The 16245-nt window shown below is 69.7% G+C and carries 8 protein-coding genes and 1 riboswitch; of the genes, 1 reads left to right on the top strand and 7 read right to left on the bottom strand.

The features are described from left to right. Positions 1-14: 14 nt before the first annotated feature. Together RUR_RS05210 and ribD are read right to left on the bottom strand one after the other, a co-directional pair. Positions 15-593, bottom strand: coding sequence for a riboflavin synthase (locus RUR_RS05210; protein WP_283133702.1), 579 nt, complete (start codon positions 591-593; stop codon positions 15-17). Continuing rightward, positions 578-1681, bottom strand: coding sequence for a bifunctional diaminohydroxyphosphoribosylaminopyrimidine deaminase/5-amino-6-(5-phosphoribosylamino)uracil reductase RibD (gene ribD, locus RUR_RS05215; protein WP_283133703.1), 1104 nt, complete (start codon positions 1679-1681; stop codon positions 578-580). The genes RUR_RS05210 and ribD overlap by 16 nt, the downstream gene beginning before the upstream one ends. A gap of 95 nt (positions 1682-1776) precedes the next feature. After that, positions 1777-1906: riboswitch (FMN riboswitch) on the bottom strand. A gap of 139 nt (positions 1907-2045) precedes the next feature. Here ribD and RUR_RS05220 point away from each other — a divergent pair. Continuing rightward, positions 2046-2492 (top strand): PH domain-containing protein, encoded by a 447-nt coding sequence (locus tag RUR_RS05220; protein ID WP_283133704.1) that lies wholly within the window; start codon positions 2046-2048, stop codon positions 2490-2492. A 118-nt stretch (positions 2493-2610) separates the two neighbouring features. Here the strand turns inward: RUR_RS05220 and rpe are convergent, their stop codons facing one another. The 5 genes from rpe to RUR_RS05245 form a co-directional block, all read right to left on the bottom strand. After that, positions 2611-3273 carry a ribulose-phosphate 3-epimerase gene (gene rpe, locus RUR_RS05225; protein WP_283133705.1) on the bottom strand — a complete coding sequence of 221 codons (663 nt, stop codon included), beginning with the start codon at positions 3271-3273 and terminating at the stop codon, positions 2611-2613. Positions 3274-3597: 324 nt separating this feature from the next. Next, positions 3598-9624, bottom strand: a complete 6027-nt coding sequence (locus RUR_RS05230) for an RHS repeat-associated core domain-containing protein (RefSeq protein WP_283133706.1) — start codon at positions 9622-9624, stop codon at positions 3598-3600. 369 nt (positions 9625-9993) lie between these two features. Beyond that, positions 9994-13530, bottom strand: a complete 3537-nt coding sequence (locus RUR_RS05235; protein WP_283133707.1) for an RICIN domain-containing protein — start codon at positions 13528-13530, stop codon at positions 9994-9996. Positions 13531-14213: 683 nt separating this feature from the next. After that, positions 14214-14420, bottom strand: a complete 207-nt coding sequence (locus tag RUR_RS05240; protein ID WP_283133708.1) for a ferredoxin — start codon at positions 14418-14420, stop codon at positions 14214-14216. Positions 14421-14952: 532 nt separating this feature from the next. Next, positions 14953-16155, bottom strand: coding sequence for a cytochrome P450 (locus RUR_RS05245; RefSeq protein ID WP_283133709.1), 1203 nt, complete (start codon positions 16153-16155; stop codon positions 14953-14955). Positions 16156-16245 lie beyond the last annotated feature (90 nt).

The following is a 16245-nucleotide window of genomic DNA, read 5'->3' on the forward strand; positions in this document are numbered from 1 at the left end:
CGCCCTTTCCTGACTCATCGGCTGATCAGCTTCTCGACATACTTGGCGACGATGTCGACCTCGAGGTTGACCGGCTCGCCGACCTGCTTGGCGCCCAGGTTGGTGAGCGCGAGGGTGGCGGGGATGAGGCTCACCTCGAACGCCTCGTCACCCACCCAGGACACCGTCAGACTCACTCCGTCGACGGCAATCGACCCCTTTTCCACGACATATCGGGAAAGAGTGGAGGGAAGGGAGATACGCACCACATGGTCGGGCGAGTGGGAGACGATGGTCCCCGTCCCGTCCACATGGCCCTGCATGATGTGCCCGCCCAGCCGGGCGTCCGCGCGCAGCGCCCGCTCCAGGTTGATCGGGGCCCCGGCCCCGAGGTCCCGCAGACTGGTCCGGGAGAGCGTCTCGTCGATCACGTCCACCTCGAAGACGTCCTCGGCGACGTCGACCACGGTGAGACAGACGCCGTTGACCGCGATCGAGTCGCCGTGCCGGGCGTCGGAGGTGACGAGCTTGCCGCGGACGGCGAGCCGGACCGTCGCCCCCCGCCGGGTCGCCGAGACGAGTTCGCCCAGTTCTTCCACTATTCCGGTGAACATGACGCATGCTCCGTTCTGGCAGTGACCCGCAAGTCTGGACCGATGGGGGTGATGTCATCGATACGCAGCCGGTGCGCCGCGGCGAGCGTGGCGACCCCGGCCGCGCCGAGCGCCGCCGTACCCTCGCCGAAGAGCACCGGGGCGAGGTAGGCGACGACCCGGTCGACGAGCCCGGCGGCGAGGAAGGAGCCGGCCAGGGTGGGGCCGCCCTCCAGGAGCACGCTCACCACCTCCCGGCGGCCCAGTTCGGCCAGGAGCGCGGAAAGGTCCAGGCCGTCCTTGGCCCGGGGCAGCCGGATCATCGCCGTCTCGCACTCCAGTGCCCCGGGCCTGGCGTCCTCGGAGATCGCCAGCAGGGTCGGCGCGTCGGCGTTGAGCACCCGCGCGGTCGCCGGGGTACGGGCGTCGCTGTCGACGACGACGCGCAGCGGCCCGGCCCGCGTGCCCGCCGTACGCGCGGTCAGCAGCGGGTCGTCGGCGAGGACCGTCCCGATGCCGGCGACCACGGCGTCGCACTCCGCGCGGAGCCGGTGCACGTCGGCCCGGGACTCCGCCGAGGTGATCCACTTGCTGGTGCCGTCCGCGGCGGCGGACCTGCCGTCGAGGGTGGCGGCGAACTTCCAGGTGACGTGCGGCCGGCCCGACCTGGCGTAGCGGAGCCACTCCGCGTTGACCGGCTCGGCCTCGTCGGCCAGGACGCCGGTCCGGACCGCCACGCCGCGTTCGGCGAGGATCCGGCACCCGCCGGAGGCGAGCCGGGTGGGATCGGGGACGGCCACCACCACGGCCGCGACCCCGGCCCGCAGGATCGCCTCCACGCAGGGACCGGTCCGCCCGGTGTGCGCACAGGGCTCCAGGGTGACGTAGAGGGTGGCGCCGCGCGCCCGCTCCCCCGCCTGGCGCAACGCCACCACCTCGGCGTGCGGGCCGCCCGCGTAGGCGTGATACCCCTCGCCGACCGTCTGACCTCGGGCGTCGACGACGACGCAGCCGACCACGGGATTGGGGGAGGTCGTACCTCGACCCCGCGCGGCGAGACGAACGGCCCGCCGCATGTGCGTATGCGCCTCCGATGGTTCGTCCGCCATCCCGGTCCTCCTCGCTCGACGACGGTCGACACGAGCCCCGGGGAAACGGCGCGAGGGTGCGCCTTGACCCGGCCCCACCCTGCGGTGTGACCGGTCGCGTGTCTCCTCCCATCCGGACTGTTGACCGTCGGTACCGGAATTTCACCGGTTCAACCGGTCGATGGCTTCGACCGGGTCGCGGACTTTCACCGCCGGTTCGGAATTTCACCGACCCCGGAGCACGCTGCTCACCTATCAGTGTGCCATGCCGGAAAAAGTGCGCCAGACCGGGCCGAGCTATTCGACGCGCGGCCCGCTCGGATCACCGGGGGGTGGAGTGCGAGACACTGGTGCCCGACAGCAGTGACACCGTCGGAAAGAGCCCATGACCAGCCCACCAGAGTTGCCCGTCACCTGGCGCCCCAAGCGGGGCCGCTGGGTGCCGCACGGCTCCGCGATCGTCTCCCTCGTGGGTTTCGCCGCCCTGGCCGTGTTGATGCCCGCGTCCTTCAAGCTGCCGGACCGGATCATGATGTTCCTGTTCGGCGCGCTGCTCGCGTGGATCCTCTATCTGCTCGGCCGGTGCCGGGTCGTCGCCGACGTCTCCGGGGTCACCGTCGTCAACGCCATGCGGACCCACCGGTACTCCTGGGCGGAGATCATCCAGGTGAACATGGTCCGCGGCGACCCCTGGCCGCGCCTGGACCTCGCCGACGGGTCCACGATCGGCGCGATGGGCATCCAGGGCGGCGAACCGGCCCGGGCCTGGCAGGCCGTCGAGGAGTTCAAGGCGCTCATCCACAAGTTCGGCGAGGCGCCGGACTCACGTTGACCTACCGGGCGCACTCCGCCTGAGCTCCGAGGCCCGGCCTGAGGTTCCGTACGGCCTGCGCCGGGTCCTGCGCCCCGTAGACCGCGTTCCCCGACAAACCGGACTCGTGGTGACCTGGTTAGCGGGCGCCCTCCGCCTGGGCCCTGAGGTTCCGTACGGCCTGCGCCGGGTCCTGCGCCCCGTAGACCGCGTTCCCCGCGACAAAGACGTCCGCGCCGGCCTCGGCGGCCCGCTCGATCGTCTCCGCGGACACCCCACCGTCCACCTGCAGCCAGACCGACCCGCCGTGCTTGTCGATGAGCTCGCGGGCCCGGCGTACCTTCGGTAGGACCACGTCGAGGAACCGCTGCCCGCCGAACCCCGGCTCCACCGTCATCAGCAGCAGCATGTCGAGTTCGGGCAGGAGGTCCTCGAATGCCTCGACGGGCGTCGCCGGATTGACGCCCAGCCCGGCCCGCGCACCGGCCGCGCGGATCGTGCGCAGGGTCCGGATCGGGGCCTTGGCCGCCTCCACGTGGATGGTGACGCTCCCGGCCCCGGCCTCGGCGTAGGCGGGCGCCCAGCGGTCCGGGTCCTCGATCATGAGGTGGCAGTCGATCGGCGTGGACACCGCCTTGAGCAGGGACTCCACCACCGGCAACCCCAAGGTGAGGTTGGGCACGAAGTGGTTGTCCATCACGTCGACGTGCAGCCAGTCGGCCGTACCGGCGACCGCCGCGCACTCGTCGGCGAGCCTGGCGAAGTCGGCGGAGAGAATGCTGGGTGAGATCTGTACAGGCATGATTCCCGAGTGTATTGCTCCCCCGGCTCAGCCCGTACCCTCCCTCCCCGGAGGCGCACGGAACAGGGAAAACACCCTCTCCTTCCCAGGCCTTGGCTGCAGACACCGAAGAGCTCCCGCTCACCTCCGAAGAGGAGAGCGGGAGCTTAATCGGCTCCGGCGGCCAACCGGGCATCTCGCTGATCACGACGATCGGCGCAACCGGACCTGTCGGGGTTGACACCGCGTCATGTGGGCTTGCGGCCCATCCTTCGCAGTGACGCCGATTTCGTAGCGTAAGAGCGGCTCACTACCCGCCGGTAACGCTGCGGGCGACGACCTCCGTCAATGCCCCAGTTTTGCCGTACCTCCCATTACGCAGGAGACTGCCGCGGGACCCCACGCGATGTGCGGCACCGAACGCATAAGGGCGGCACCCGCCACATCTGCTACCCAATGGTCTTTCACTTTCTGGACGCATCCTTGCCAGAATGGGTCGTTCTTAACATTTCTGAAGTGCTGCATGGCACTCTCGCATTGTGCGTAGTTCTCGTCCTGCATCCTGTCCTTGCAGAGACGGTGGGCGCCCGGCCGGATGATGTCCTCCAGCAGCCCGATGTCAGTGCTGACCTTGTCCTTCCACTTCGTGCCCTTCTCCGTGTGGCAGTTTTGGTGGCACACCCAGAGGAGAGCCCTCGCCGTCTTGGTGGCGTTCTTCAGCGCCTCGATGGGATCCTCCGTGGACTCGTCGATCTCCAGATCCATCTCGTCCAGGGCCGCGGCCAGCTCCCTGGGGTCTCCGGGGAACCCTTCGGGCAGGAGGTAGCCGTTGATGGACGCGCGGCCGTTCTCGAAGATCATCAGGACGGTGCCGTGCTTGCCGAAGATGATCGTTTCGGTGATCGGGTTGTCCTGTCCCTTGTCCTCCTGGCACGAGGCGCTGCGGCTGCTTGGGGTGGCGCCGACGCATGCGGGATTGCCGGTCGACCCTCCTCCGTTCCGACCTCCGTTCTGGCCGCTCTGGTCCGCGCAGCGGTCCGGTGTTCCGGTGCATCCGCGACGGTGGCCGCCCTCATAGGCGAGCTTCAGGCCCGATGGGTCGCTGGCCGTCGCCGGGGTGTTGTTGCTGTAGGCGTAGCCGTTCATCTGCTGCGGGTCGGCATGGTCGGTGATGGGGTCGTCGCTGATGAAACGGCCCGTGTTCGCGTCGTACTCACGCGCACCCACGTGGACGAGGCCGGTCGGGTCGTCCGTGCCGCCGACGAAGCCCTTGGTGGTTGGCCAGGCCGGGGTCTGGCCGCGTACCGTGCCGAACGGCGTGGTGCGGCGCCGGGTGTCGGCCAGCGTCGAGGCGTTGAAGGTGAAGGAGTTCGTCCCGTGGTGGTCGTTGACCGTCCAGATCAGGCCGCCGGCGGTCGTGCGGGCCGCGTTCGACCCGTAGTAGCGGGTGGCGGTGACGGTGGTCCCCGTCCGGCGGACTTCCTGGCCCGGGAGGTAGAGCGTGGCGCCGCCGGAATCCTTGGCCATCAGGCGGTTGCCGTCGGCGTCGTAGAGGTAGCGGGTGGTGGCGCCGCCCTCGGTGATCGAGGCCAGATGGCCCTCGGCATTCCACTCCAGCGTCTGGCCTGGCTTGCCGGCCAGGTTGCGGGTCTTGGTGCTGCCCACCTCGTCGTAGGTGTAGGTGTCGGTGGCCGTCCCGCCACCCGGTCGTGTGGTCACCAGCTTGCGCAGGGTGTGCGGCTGGCCCGTGCCGGGGGCGGGGTAGGTGAAGGCCCGGGTGACGTTGCCGGAGGCGGTGTGCTCGGTCTCGGAGAGGCGGTTGCCGATCGCGTCGTAGGTCCACGACCGCCGGTAGGGCGCCGGTCCGCCCAGGGCGCTCGTCGCGGGAGCTGCGGCGCAGTTGCCGTCCGCCGGGGTCCAGGCGTCCTTGAGGCGGGCGAGGTGGTCGTAGCGCAGGCACTGGTTGTCATCGGGCCCGGCGCCGTACTGACTGGTCAGGTCCTTGATGGAGGTGACGTTCCCGGCGTCGTCGCGGGTGTACCGGGCGTCCTGGTAGAGAGTCTGAGCGATCCGGTCAAGCACGCCGTGCTGGAAGAGCCGGCCGGTGCCGGCCTCGTAGTTCCAGACCTGGGAGAGAGTCTTGCCGCCGCCGTCGGTCATCTCCATGTCGCCGACCCGGCCGAGCGAGTCGTAGTGGGTCTGGCTGACGTAGGTGTTGATTCCGCTCAGCGTGGCCGGGAGGCCGACAGCGTTGTAGGTGTTGGTCAAGGTCTCGGCGGGTAGCCCACCGGCCGCCGGCAGGGTGGTGTCGGCGATGCTTCCGTCCGGGTTGTAGGTGGTCGACGCCCGGTATGTGCCCGCGAGCGAGCCCTCGGCCGCGGGGATCGTGACCGAGACGCCGGTCCTCCGATACGCCGCGTCGTATCCGGTGACCTCGGTGACGTAGGCCGACCCGTCCGCGTACCTGACGGACTTGACCGGTTCGCCCTTGACGGCCGTCCCGTCACCAAGCGTGTCGAAGGTCCATTCAGCTCGCTGGTTGGCGGGCGTGACGGCGCCCTGGTAGACGCCGGTCATGCGGCCGAGCGCGTCGTAGGTCATGTTCATGGTGACCCCGCGCGCGTTGGTCGCGCTCGCCAGCTGGTCGGCGTCGTCGTAGGTATAGGTGACGGTGCCCTTGTCGGGGTCGTGCGCGGACGTCGTACGGCGGCGCTGGTCGTACTGGTAGCGCCAGACGTTCCCCGCGGGATCGGTGACGGTCTCCCGCTTGCCGTCCGGCGTGTAGCCGTAGCGGGTGGTGTCGTAGGTGCCGCCCACCGTGCTGCCGTGGTACTGGCGCAGCTCGCGGACGTTACCCCGGGCGTCGGTCCAGGTGGAGGTGGCGTTGCCGCCCGCCGGGACATTCACGTCGGTACGGTCTCCGCCGTAGGCGGTGGTGGTGCGCCACCGCTCCGCGTTGTTCACCTGGAAGGCCGAGACGGTCGGCCTGCTCGCGTGGTCGTAGGTGGTCAGGGTGCGCCCCGGGACCGGCTCGTCGGGCTTGTACAGGACGCCGCCCGGCGAGGCGTTGTTGTGGTAGTCGTGGTTGTTCAGCACGGCGTTGCCGCGTGAGTCGTACATGACGTCGGTGATGATCCGGCCACCGCCGGGCGCGGGCCGCTGGGTCTGCCGGGCGCGCAGCAACCCGTCGTAGAGGGTGTGCGCGGTCAGGTATCCGGTTCCGGAGGTGTTGAGGGTGCTGGTGGCGACCGAGGTGGGCCAGTCTTCTCCGGCGGCCGTGTAACTGTAGGTCCGGCTGGCGGTCTGGGTCGCCTTGTCGCGGCCGGGCAGCCAGACCGCCGTCAGGCGGCCGAGGCCGTCGTAGGTCATGTCGGTCCGCCGACCGTTGGCGTCGACCACGCTGGTGGGGGCGCCGAAGGCGGGATCGATGGTGGTGACGGTGGGCGTCCAGCGCATGGGGTTCGTGGCCGAGATGGTCGATGAGGCGCCGGAGGTGTAGGAGGCGGAGGTACGGCGGTCGAGCGCGTCGTACGACTCCAGGATCCGGCCGTAAGCGTCGTAGCTCGACCGGCCGATCGGCGTGTACCGCGGGCTGCCCGCGTTCCAGTCGGCCAGGCGCTCGGTCCGGGTCACGTCGCCCTTGCCGATCGAGGTGCCGAAGGCCGCGGCCCCGTCGTAGTAGGTCCGGACGTCCGACAGCACGTGCCTGGACCGGTCGGGGGCGGTGCCGCAGCCGACGGCGACGGTCTCCACCTGGACGGGAGAGGTGAGCAGGTGCGCGGCCGCGTTGGCGGCGTAGGTGGTGCGCGTGCACCGGTCGTCGGTGGTGAGCGCGGTGTCACCGGCGTCGTCGACGGCCACGACACGGCCGGTCGGGTTGGCCGCGCCGGCGTCGTGGTCGAAGGTGTTGGTCACCTTGGTGGTCCGCCAGCCGCGCCCGCCGTCCAGCGCGGTCTTGGCGGTGGTGGACTTCACGCCGGTGGTGTAGGCGTGCACGGTGGTCCCGCCGCGGGTGCGGCTGGCGTGCGGGCCGTGTTCCCAGGGTTCGTTGAGCGTCTTGGCCAGCACCGGCGCGTCGTCCCCGACACCGTTGTAGTCGATGGTCTCGCGGATCTGTCCCTGCCGCCACGGCTCGTCGTTGATCGCCGGGCCGCCGAAGTCGGGGTCGGCGGGGAGGGTGACGGTGCGGGTGCCGGAGGCGAGCCGGTCGCCGTGCATACCGCGGAAGTAGACCGTGTCGGTCTGCGACCGGGTGTCGTCGGCGGCTCCCCGGACGACGCGGACCCGGCCGTAGCCGCGCCACTGCCCCCAGGTCTTGTGGGCGTCGGGCACGAACTCACCCTCGTCGTAGTGCCAGGCCGGGGCGCCGGAGTAGGTGTAGGCGGACTCGACGGCCTTGGATCCGCCGCCGGCGCGGTCGGTCACGGTGACGTTGGTGACCACGTACTTGTGGAACCAGTCCAAGGTCGGCGCGCTGGTGCCGTACGGCGTCCACCGCACCGGGAAGCACCGCTTGGTGTTGTTGTCGGGCGAGGACGGCATGTTGGAGCCGAGCGCGCAGTCGGCCGGGGAGTAGGTGACCGCGGTGACCCCTCCGTACTCGTCGGTGATCGAGGAGAGCCGGTACCTGACGATCGGGTTCTTGGTCGGGCTGGTGTCGACGCGATTGCCCCGGTGGACCGCGTCGAGGACGACGTCCGGCATGGCGGTGGTGGTGCCGCCGGCCTTTCCGGTGTGCCCGATGCGGTTCAACCAGAGGATCTTGTCGTGGCCGTCGCCCGGGTCCTTGAACACGTGGTCGAGCGTCCAGGTCTCGACGTCGCGATGGCCGGTCCCGGCGGCGACCTGGGTGGTGACGGTGGACAGCATCTTCTGCGTGTAGAACGCCGGGGCGTACTTGCCCGGGCACGAGGTCGCCGAGTCGCACTGCCGGTCCCACGGCACGTCCGGCCAGTTCGCCGGTGTGGCGGGGGTGCAGGTCGGGCCTTGGACGACGCACCGGTCCCGGACGGTGAAGACCACGCGCTGCGCGGGTGCGGACGTCAGGGCGGAGTCGACGCCGCCGTCCTGCCGGGTGCCGTAGTCGACGCGCGCCAGCCAGCCGCCCCGCACGTAGGCGGACACGGCGGTGTCGGTGCGGTTGCGGGCGTAGTTGCTGGTCTCCGTGGAGTACCACAGCGACATCGAGTTGCCGTGCGGATCGACGATGTAGTCGAGGTTCCACTGGTAGGCCTGGCTGCAGTGCGAGGCGGCGAACGTGGCCGCGTTGCACGGCTCGCCGACGGCGTTGCCGAACACCGGTACCGTCCACGCCGAGCCGGTGACCGGTTTGCCGGTGGTCCAGCCCGGCAGGCGGTTCAGCCCGAAGAAGAACTGGGTGCCGTCGGTGGTGGTGACCTTCCAGTGTTCGCCGTCGTTGTCGCCGTTGGAGGCTCCGGTCAACCGCTCCACCCGGGTGCCGTCGTCGTTGCGCAGCCGCCACACGTCGGCGCCGCCGGCCACCCGGATCAGCTCACCGCCCCGCCCGGACATGCTGAGCATGGCGTTGTCGGACCCCCAGCACATGTCCCCCACACCCGGCGTGCCGTCGTCGGCGCACGCCTTGTAGGAGCGGGTGATCGACCCGGGGTGGTAGCCGAAGCCCTCGCCGATCCACGACGGCTGGTTGTTGTTGGCGGCGGTACGGCCGTCGACCGACTGGGCCGAGTACGACAGCGCGATCTGCGGTGCGGGGCCGCCGAGGGACGGCGGCATCCGCAGCGGGTAGGACCAGGAGAAGTCCCCGGAGTTCCCGCCCGCCGACCAGGTCGCCGTCGCCGAGAGGGGAGTGGCCGCGTAGTTGCCGCCGTCGGATGAGGGGGCGGACTCCACCACGACCATGGTGCCCGCCTTGGTCGCCTCCACCGGCGCCGTCAGCAGCCGGGCCGCCCGGTCGTTGACCGTGGACAGCTCACGACGGACACAGCCCGGGTCACCGGGGGCGGCGCAGCCGCTCAGCGATGTCAACCGCAGCCGGGATCCGTATCCGGCGCCGTACGCCTGGGCGAACGCCCGGTAGTCCACGCGCAGCCGTACCTGGCTGTCCGGCCCGTCCACCGCCTTGACCCGGAGCGGGACCACTCCGCGCGGGAGACCGTCCTGGTGTAAAACGTCGACCTGGACGCGCCCAGGCGCGGGCGCCTCCGACGCCGCGGCCACGGCGACCGGCAGGCTCGACGACTTCGCGAACGTCGCCCCGCCGGGCGGCACGGCGACCTCCGCCGAACCGCCCTTCGGCCAGGCCGCGGCCATCGCCCGCGTCATGTTGTGGGCCGCCGTCGGATCGGCCGGCGCCTTGCTCGGGACCACGTCGCGGCCGGGGATTGAGGCCACCTTCCCGGATTTCGGGAGAGGTGGCCGAGCCGCCGCGCCCGCCGCGCTCGTGGGTGCCACGGGTGTGAGCAGGGCTGCAAGCGTTATGCCTATGGTGGTGGTGACTTTCAGTCGGCGCAGGGCTTGTCTCGCCATCGCCGTTCTCCTTACCGAGATGTTGGGATTTCGGGATGTACGGCGTCAGCCGCGGGTGGTGTGAAGGGTGGTGACCTCCTCCGCGTTGGGCGTGCGGATCCGGATCCGCACGTCGTCGAGGTCGCCGGACCGGTGGTCGGAGGGACCGAGCCGGTGCGGGCGGCCGATCGTGAACGGACCGGTCGCGTTCCGGTCGGAACGCGACCGGAACGGTTCATCCGGTACGGGCCGAGCTCAGGGCGGTGGCGCCACCGTGGTGCGCTGGAGGTAGAAGTCCTGGTTGGCGTTCCCGTAGCAGTCGTACTGGATGATGGCCGCGCCCTGGTCCATGCTCACGTTGCTGACGTCCAGGCACCTGCCGGTGTGCAGCGGCCTCATCCGCACGAGGGTGCCGTCACCGGTGCCCGAGACGTATTCCAGTTTGTAGACCTGGTCGCCAGCAGGCCCGCACTGGTACTGGATGGCTCCGTTGCCGTTAGCGCTCCCGTGCGCCGACAGGCACATCCCGGTGGTGTGCGCCGGTTGCAGCATGTACTGCCCGGCCCCGTGGAACACCACCCGGAACGCCTGGCCACCGTAGCCGTGGCAGCCCCACTGCCAGATGGCCGCGCCGTTGGCGGTGCTGCCCCACGCGACGTCGACGCACATCCCGGAGTGCCGCGCCATCAGCTTGTACACCCCCGACTGGTCGACCGCCAGGGCCCATCTGCCGCCCGAGTTGAGCGCGGTCTTGGCGACCAGCCGGGGCGCGGCCATCGTCGCGCCCGCCGAGACGAAGCGCCAGATCACCCGCTGACCGGGGCCGCAGCACCGGTAGACCACGGTGACGTCGTCCTTGCCGTCGGCGTTGTCGTCGGCGACGCTCGGCTCGACGGCGTCCCGGCACCAGGAGTTCTGGCCGGAGTCGAAGTGCAGCACCGGCAGGTCGAACCCGGTGCCCGCCGCATTCGCCGGATGGGTCCACAACTTCGTCTGGCACGACCCGTAGTCGTAGAAGTTTCCCAGGTCGTCCTTGCCGTCACCGTTGAAGTCGCCGATGATGTACGAGGCCCGGTCCCAACAGGCGTTGTTGACGCCGCCGTCCCACTGCATGGTCCCGCTCTGAAGCGCCGATCCGGTGCTGTAGTGGATCCACACCTTCGTGTGGCACGACCCGTAGTCGTAGAAGTGCCCGAAGTCGGTCTTGCCGTCGCCGTTGAAGTCACCGGCGACGACCTTCATCCTGCTCCACTCGGCGTGTCCCGGCGGGTTGGACCACCACACCGCCGGCGCGGCGAACTGCACGTTCCCCGCCGTCCCGGTCGCCCGCAGGACCCAGACCCGCCAGGTGGCCGATCCGTCGTCCTTGAGCACCAGCAGGTCGTCCTTGCCGTCCCCGGTGAAGTCACCGGCGACCGTCTTCATGGTCGCCGGCGCCCAGGTCGGATCCGACCACAGCTCCGGGGTCCCGAGCAGGTTGTTGCCGTCCGACCGCTGGACCGTCAGCGCGCTCCCTGGTCCCTTGGGCTGGAGTACGGCGACGTCGCCGAGTCCGTCCCCGTCGAAGTCGCCCTGGGCGACCGTCGTCGACGCGGTCGCATAGCTGCCCGGGGTGTCCTGGGTGGCGATCGGCTCGAACAGGCCCGTTCCGGCGGGGTCGGCCGTCCAGCGCCACAGGGCGCTCTTGCCGCCGCCCGCATCCGCCAGCACCGTCAGGTCCGGACGGCCGTCGCCGGTCGCGTCGCCGCGAACCCGGACGGCGGCGCCGGCGCCCGCCCTGAACATGTAGGTGACGGTGCCGCCGAGCTGCCCGCTCAGGTCCCTGGCCCGTACCCGCAGGTAGTTGATCGTGCTGCCGGAGGCGATGGGGACGACCGGTGCCACCGCCCTGCCGTCCGGGGCGGCGGGGACCCAGATGCCGGGGTCGCGCGCCGTGCCCGCGCCCACGCCGATCAGGTATCCCGCCACGTCGGTGTCGCCGCTCGCCGGAGCGAGCGTGACCCGCGCGGCCCGGCCCGTCACGGCGGAGGCCGGTGGCGCGGGCACGATGAGACCCGTGCCGAGGGCGAGGTCGGCCGAGGCGACGACCGGCGAGCCGGGTACGGAGTTGTCCACGGTGAACGTGCACAGTGGCCCGTCGGCGCCGGCGTGGGCCTCGTCCACGCCCCGGACCGTCCAGGAATAGGTGGTGTTCTCGGTGAAGGCCGCCGCGGGAAGGGTGGTGGTGAAGTCGCTTCCTGACGCCGCGAAAGCGGAGTCGGGCGGGGCGTACTGGGCGGCGATGCCGTTGACCGTCCAGTCGGCCTTGACGACGTCGCCGTTCCCGTCCGACAGCGTGGCCCGCAGGGTGATCCCGTTCAACGTGTTGACCCGCAGGCCGGACGGCGTGCAGTCGAAGGACGGATCGATGGACATATCCGTCGCCGCCGGGGTCCGCGGTATGTGGTTGTAGTGGACGATCAGGCGTGCGGTGTGCGCGATGAACTTCTTCCACTGCTCCCTGGACGCGTTGCAGTTGCATTCGGTCGGGGCCGCCAGCGCCAGGGTGTAGGCGCCGGCACCGGGGTTGGCCGCATTGGCCTGCAGGTTGGCCGCGAGGTTCCCGTCGAAGATCATCTTCGGGATCGCCGGCGTGAAGCAGTCGTCCTTGTTGGCCGCAGCGGACTGAGTGTTCAGCACCGTGATCAGGGACGGGCTCCAGTCGGCGCGCGGGGTGCCGGAGATCGAGGCGCTGTGCCAGAGGTTCGTCGGCGTCGGGCCGCATGAGGAGGAGTGGTACAGATCGATCGAGAAGTTCGCCGACATAATCTTTGACCCGGCCAGAGGGGCCGTGGCGAACTCGAAGAACGATCGGGCCTCGTAGTTGCCCGCGGGGTCGCGGCCGATCCGGGCGTACTCGTCGGTACGGTTGACGTTGGTGCTGGTCGCGTACGCCCAGCGCGACGCGCCCGTCGGACCGAGATAGGCCGGGTCGATGAACAGCGGGAAGCGGGTGTCCGGGCCGGTCAGCAGCGCGGTATCCGGCTCGGTGACCAGGCTGCCCCCGGTGAAGCGGGTCTTGACGTGCGCCTGCCGGGCGCTCACCCCGGCTTCCCGCAAGGAGGACAACCTCGCCTGTTTGCCGACCGTCGTGGTGGCGGCGGAGTCCCACATCGACGCGCCGCCCGAGTGCAGCAGCTCCCTGCCGTCGGCGGTGACCGCGTCCACTCCCCCTTGGGAGTTCTCCCGCAGCCGCACATCTGCGCCGCCGGACAGGCGGTAGCCGAGCCGGCGCAGCGCGGGGTGCGCCGCCGCCTGGGCCGATTTGACCTCAAGCACATGGGTGAACCCGGTTCCCGTGGCCCGCAGGTGCAGGTCGGTACCGGGGTAGACGTCGCCGTAGGTGGCCGTGTCCCCGGCGACCGACGGCTTCGGGAGGGCCTCCGGCCAGGTCAGCGCCACCTGTTCGGCACCCTGCCCGACCGTGACCATGGGCCCGGCGCCGCCTCCGCTGAAGCGGACGTCCAGCGTCGAGGCCACCGGTGCCAAGGCGCCGTCCGGACCGGCGCGCAACGAGGGATCGATGTCGGCCCACGAGCCGTCGGCCCGCTTGACCCGGCGGGGCATCGCGGAGCTCTCCATGGTGAGGGTGCCGTCCGGGTTGGCGAAGACCTGGGCGGTCGGCGAGCGTTTCGCCGTCACCTCCACCCTTCGGTTGCAGGACAGCGCTATCTTGGCCGCCGCCTCGGTCGCCGCCGCGTGGTCGGCGCACGGCGTGGGCGGGGGTTTAGCCGAGACGGTTGAGGGAGACACGACCACGGTGGCAGCCGTCACGACAATGGCCGAGGCAAATACCCGAACGCGGGTGACAGCGCGCGTCCGCAGGGATGCACACATCGATGCTCCTATTCACAAAATGCACGCATCGATGTTTCTTGGGCAGCGTATATGCGTTGTATATTCGGCCGGCCGGCGCGGCGCCTGACGCGTGCCGGACAATCCCCGATTCCTCTGAATCAAGGAGGAAACAGCCCGTTCGGAGGCTTGAGAAAGGTCCAGGGCGGCTGTCCACCTCCTGGCGCTTCCGGTCGATCAGCCCAGCTAGATGGCAGTCCGGCAGCACTACGTAGGCCCGGCTTCCGCCAAACGTCCGTCAGGTCCGGCGACCCCGGCCGTCCGCCGCACGGTGCGCATATTTCGGCTGAGCAGGGATGGTCGCACAGGGTCTTGCGTATTCATTTCAGTCGAGGACGGAGACCCATGCGCCCATATCCGTCGAAAGACAGGGAGCCGTATTTTCATATCCGTCGACTATTGAGACCCATGCATTCATATCGGTCCAGCTTTTATTCATATCGGTCGATGAATGAGAACTGTACATTCATGTCGGTCGGCGGCGCGGTGAGGTCTCCCCTAGGCTGCGCCGCACGACCTTCGTCAGGTGTGCTTGGTTCCCCTTGCCGGGTGCCTCGCGCGAGGCGTCCACCCATGCGGGTTCAGGCGCCCGGCCCGTCCGTGACGGACAGGGCTCCGGAAGGGCACAGCTGTACGGCACGCCGTACCAGTACCTCCTCGGCCGGTCCCGGGCGTACGGTGAGCAGGATCACCGTGCCGTCGTCGTCGCTCTGATCGAACACCGAGGGCAGGGTGAGCGCACACATCCCGGCCCCGATGCAGACGCCGCGATCGGCTTCGATCTTCATCCGATCACCGGGCCACGGGGAGGCTGCGGACCCGGTGGACGATCGTGTGCCCCCTCATCGGGACGTCCTCCTCCGCGCAAGGCCAACCGCGGATCGGGGAGGCGCCGGAGCAAGGCGGGGTAGGCGATACGCATCTCGATCCTCACGAACCGCTGCCTCGCACACCGGTGGACCCCGTGCCCAAACGCCGGATGGCCCGAGCCCGTCCGCGACAGGTCGGGCTCGCCGGGATCGGCGAACCGGAGCGGGTGCCCTACGACGACCAGGATGACTTCGCCCCGCCGAACTCCCCATCCCACGGGAGGGCGGAAATGATCCGTTCTTGTGGTGATGTGAACCGAATCTGGGGCGGAGCCTATGTCCTCACCCCTGCCTGCGCATGACGACCGCATACACCCCTTTCCAACAACCATTTAGCTACATGATTTTCCAGAGCCCTCGGGACAGGACAACCATTTGGTAGTGGAATAGTGACTTGACCCCTATTCACTGAGCCGCCATCCGTCGACTCCGCCGGAGGTCGTGGAAACGGTTACCAGGTAACGGGGAACCGCGTCAGGCCGTGGATGAGGGATCCCGGTTTCACCGTGATCTGCTCGATCGGTACGGCCGGCCGCAGGCCGGGGAAACGCCGCAGAAGCGCGGGAAACGCGATCCGCAGCTCGATCCGGGCCAGCTGCTGCCCCAGGCACTGATGGATCCCGTGCCCGAACGCCAGATGACCCGAGGCCGTCCGCGACAGGTCGAGCTCGTCGGGGGCGCCGAACCGGAGCGGATCCCGGTTCGCCTCGGGCAGCAGGAACACCACCGATTCGCCCGCCTTGACGAGATGCCCCTCGAATTCGACGTCGTCGAGCGCCGCCCTGGTCACCCCCGCCGTGACCACGCTGAGGTATCGCATCAGCTCCTCGACTCCGCCGTCGACCACATCCGGATCGTCACGCATCGCCGCGAGCTGGGCCGGGTGGCGGAGCAGCGCCAGCGTGCCGAGGCCGAGCATGCTCGCCGTCGTCTCATGTCCGGCGCCCAGCAGGAGGAACGCCATCCCGGTGATCTCCGCGTCGCTCAGGTCGGTCCCGCCGGCGAGGCCGCCGAGCAGGTCGTCGGAGGGGGCCGCGCGCTTCCGCGCCACCAGCCCCAGCAGATAGCCGGCCAGCCGGGCCATCGCCGCCTGGGCCTCGTCCATGCCGACGTCGAAGGCGATCAGCACGTCGGTCTCCCGCTGGAACACCTCCCGGTCGTCGTAGGGCACCCCGAGCAACTCGCAGATGACCAGCGACGGAATCGGCAGCGCGAAGTCGGCCATCAGGTCGGCGGGCGGACCCGCGGCCTCCATCGCGTCCAGGTGCTCGGTGACGATCTCGGCGACCCGGCTCTCCAGCAGCCGCATCCGCCGTACGGTGAACTGGCCGGTCAGCGCCCCCCGATACCGGGTGTGCTCCGGCGGATCCAGGAAGATGAAGAAGCCCGGCGGGAGCCCCAGGCCCTGCGGATCCTCAAACAGCAGGATCGGGAGGACGGCGTGCTGCAGTTCCGGCCGGTTGCTGAAGCGCGGGTCCGCGAGGAGCGTCCTGGCGTGCCGGTAGCCGGAGACCAGCCAGCCCCGATGCCCGTCGGGGAAGGTCAGCCGGCGGATCGGGGCCTCCGCCCGCCACTCTCCCCATTCCGTGGGAGGGTTGAAGTGATCTTTCCGAGTTGTGGTGATTTGGACAGTTTCATAGGAAGAGCTACCCATTTACACCCCTTATCAGGACCTGAAGCACTCCCTTCTAACAAACAACGCATTTCGCGATTTTGCACCTATCATTTTGATAAATCGCGCTCG

Source organism: Rhizohabitans arisaemae (genome assembly GCF_025996515.1).
GTDB lineage: Bacteria > Actinomycetota > Actinomycetes > Streptosporangiales > Streptosporangiaceae > Rhizohabitans > Rhizohabitans arisaemae.

Excerpts from the sequence above, each read along its gene's own strand:
- RUR_RS05210 (WP_283133702.1), bottom strand. The coding sequence starts at position 593 with ATGTTCACCGGAATAGTGGAAGAACTGGGCGAACTCGTCTCGGCGACC.
- ribD (WP_283133703.1), bottom strand. The coding sequence starts at position 1,681 with ATGGCGGACGAACCATCGGAGGCGCATACGCACATGCGGCGGGCCGTT.
- RUR_RS05220 (WP_283133704.1), top strand. The coding sequence starts at position 2,046 with ATGACCAGCCCACCAGAGTTGCCCGTCACCTGGCGCCCCAAGCGGGGC.
- rpe (WP_283133705.1), bottom strand. The coding sequence starts at position 3,273 with ATGCCTGTACAGATCTCACCCAGCATTCTCTCCGCCGACTTCGCCAGG.
- RUR_RS05240 (WP_283133708.1), bottom strand. The coding sequence starts at position 14,420 with ATGAAGATCGAAGCCGATCGCGGCGTCTGCATCGGGGCCGGGATGTGT.
- RUR_RS05245 (WP_283133709.1), bottom strand. The coding sequence starts at position 16,155 with ATGGGTAGCTCTTCCTATGAAACTGTCCAAATCACCACAACTCGGAAA.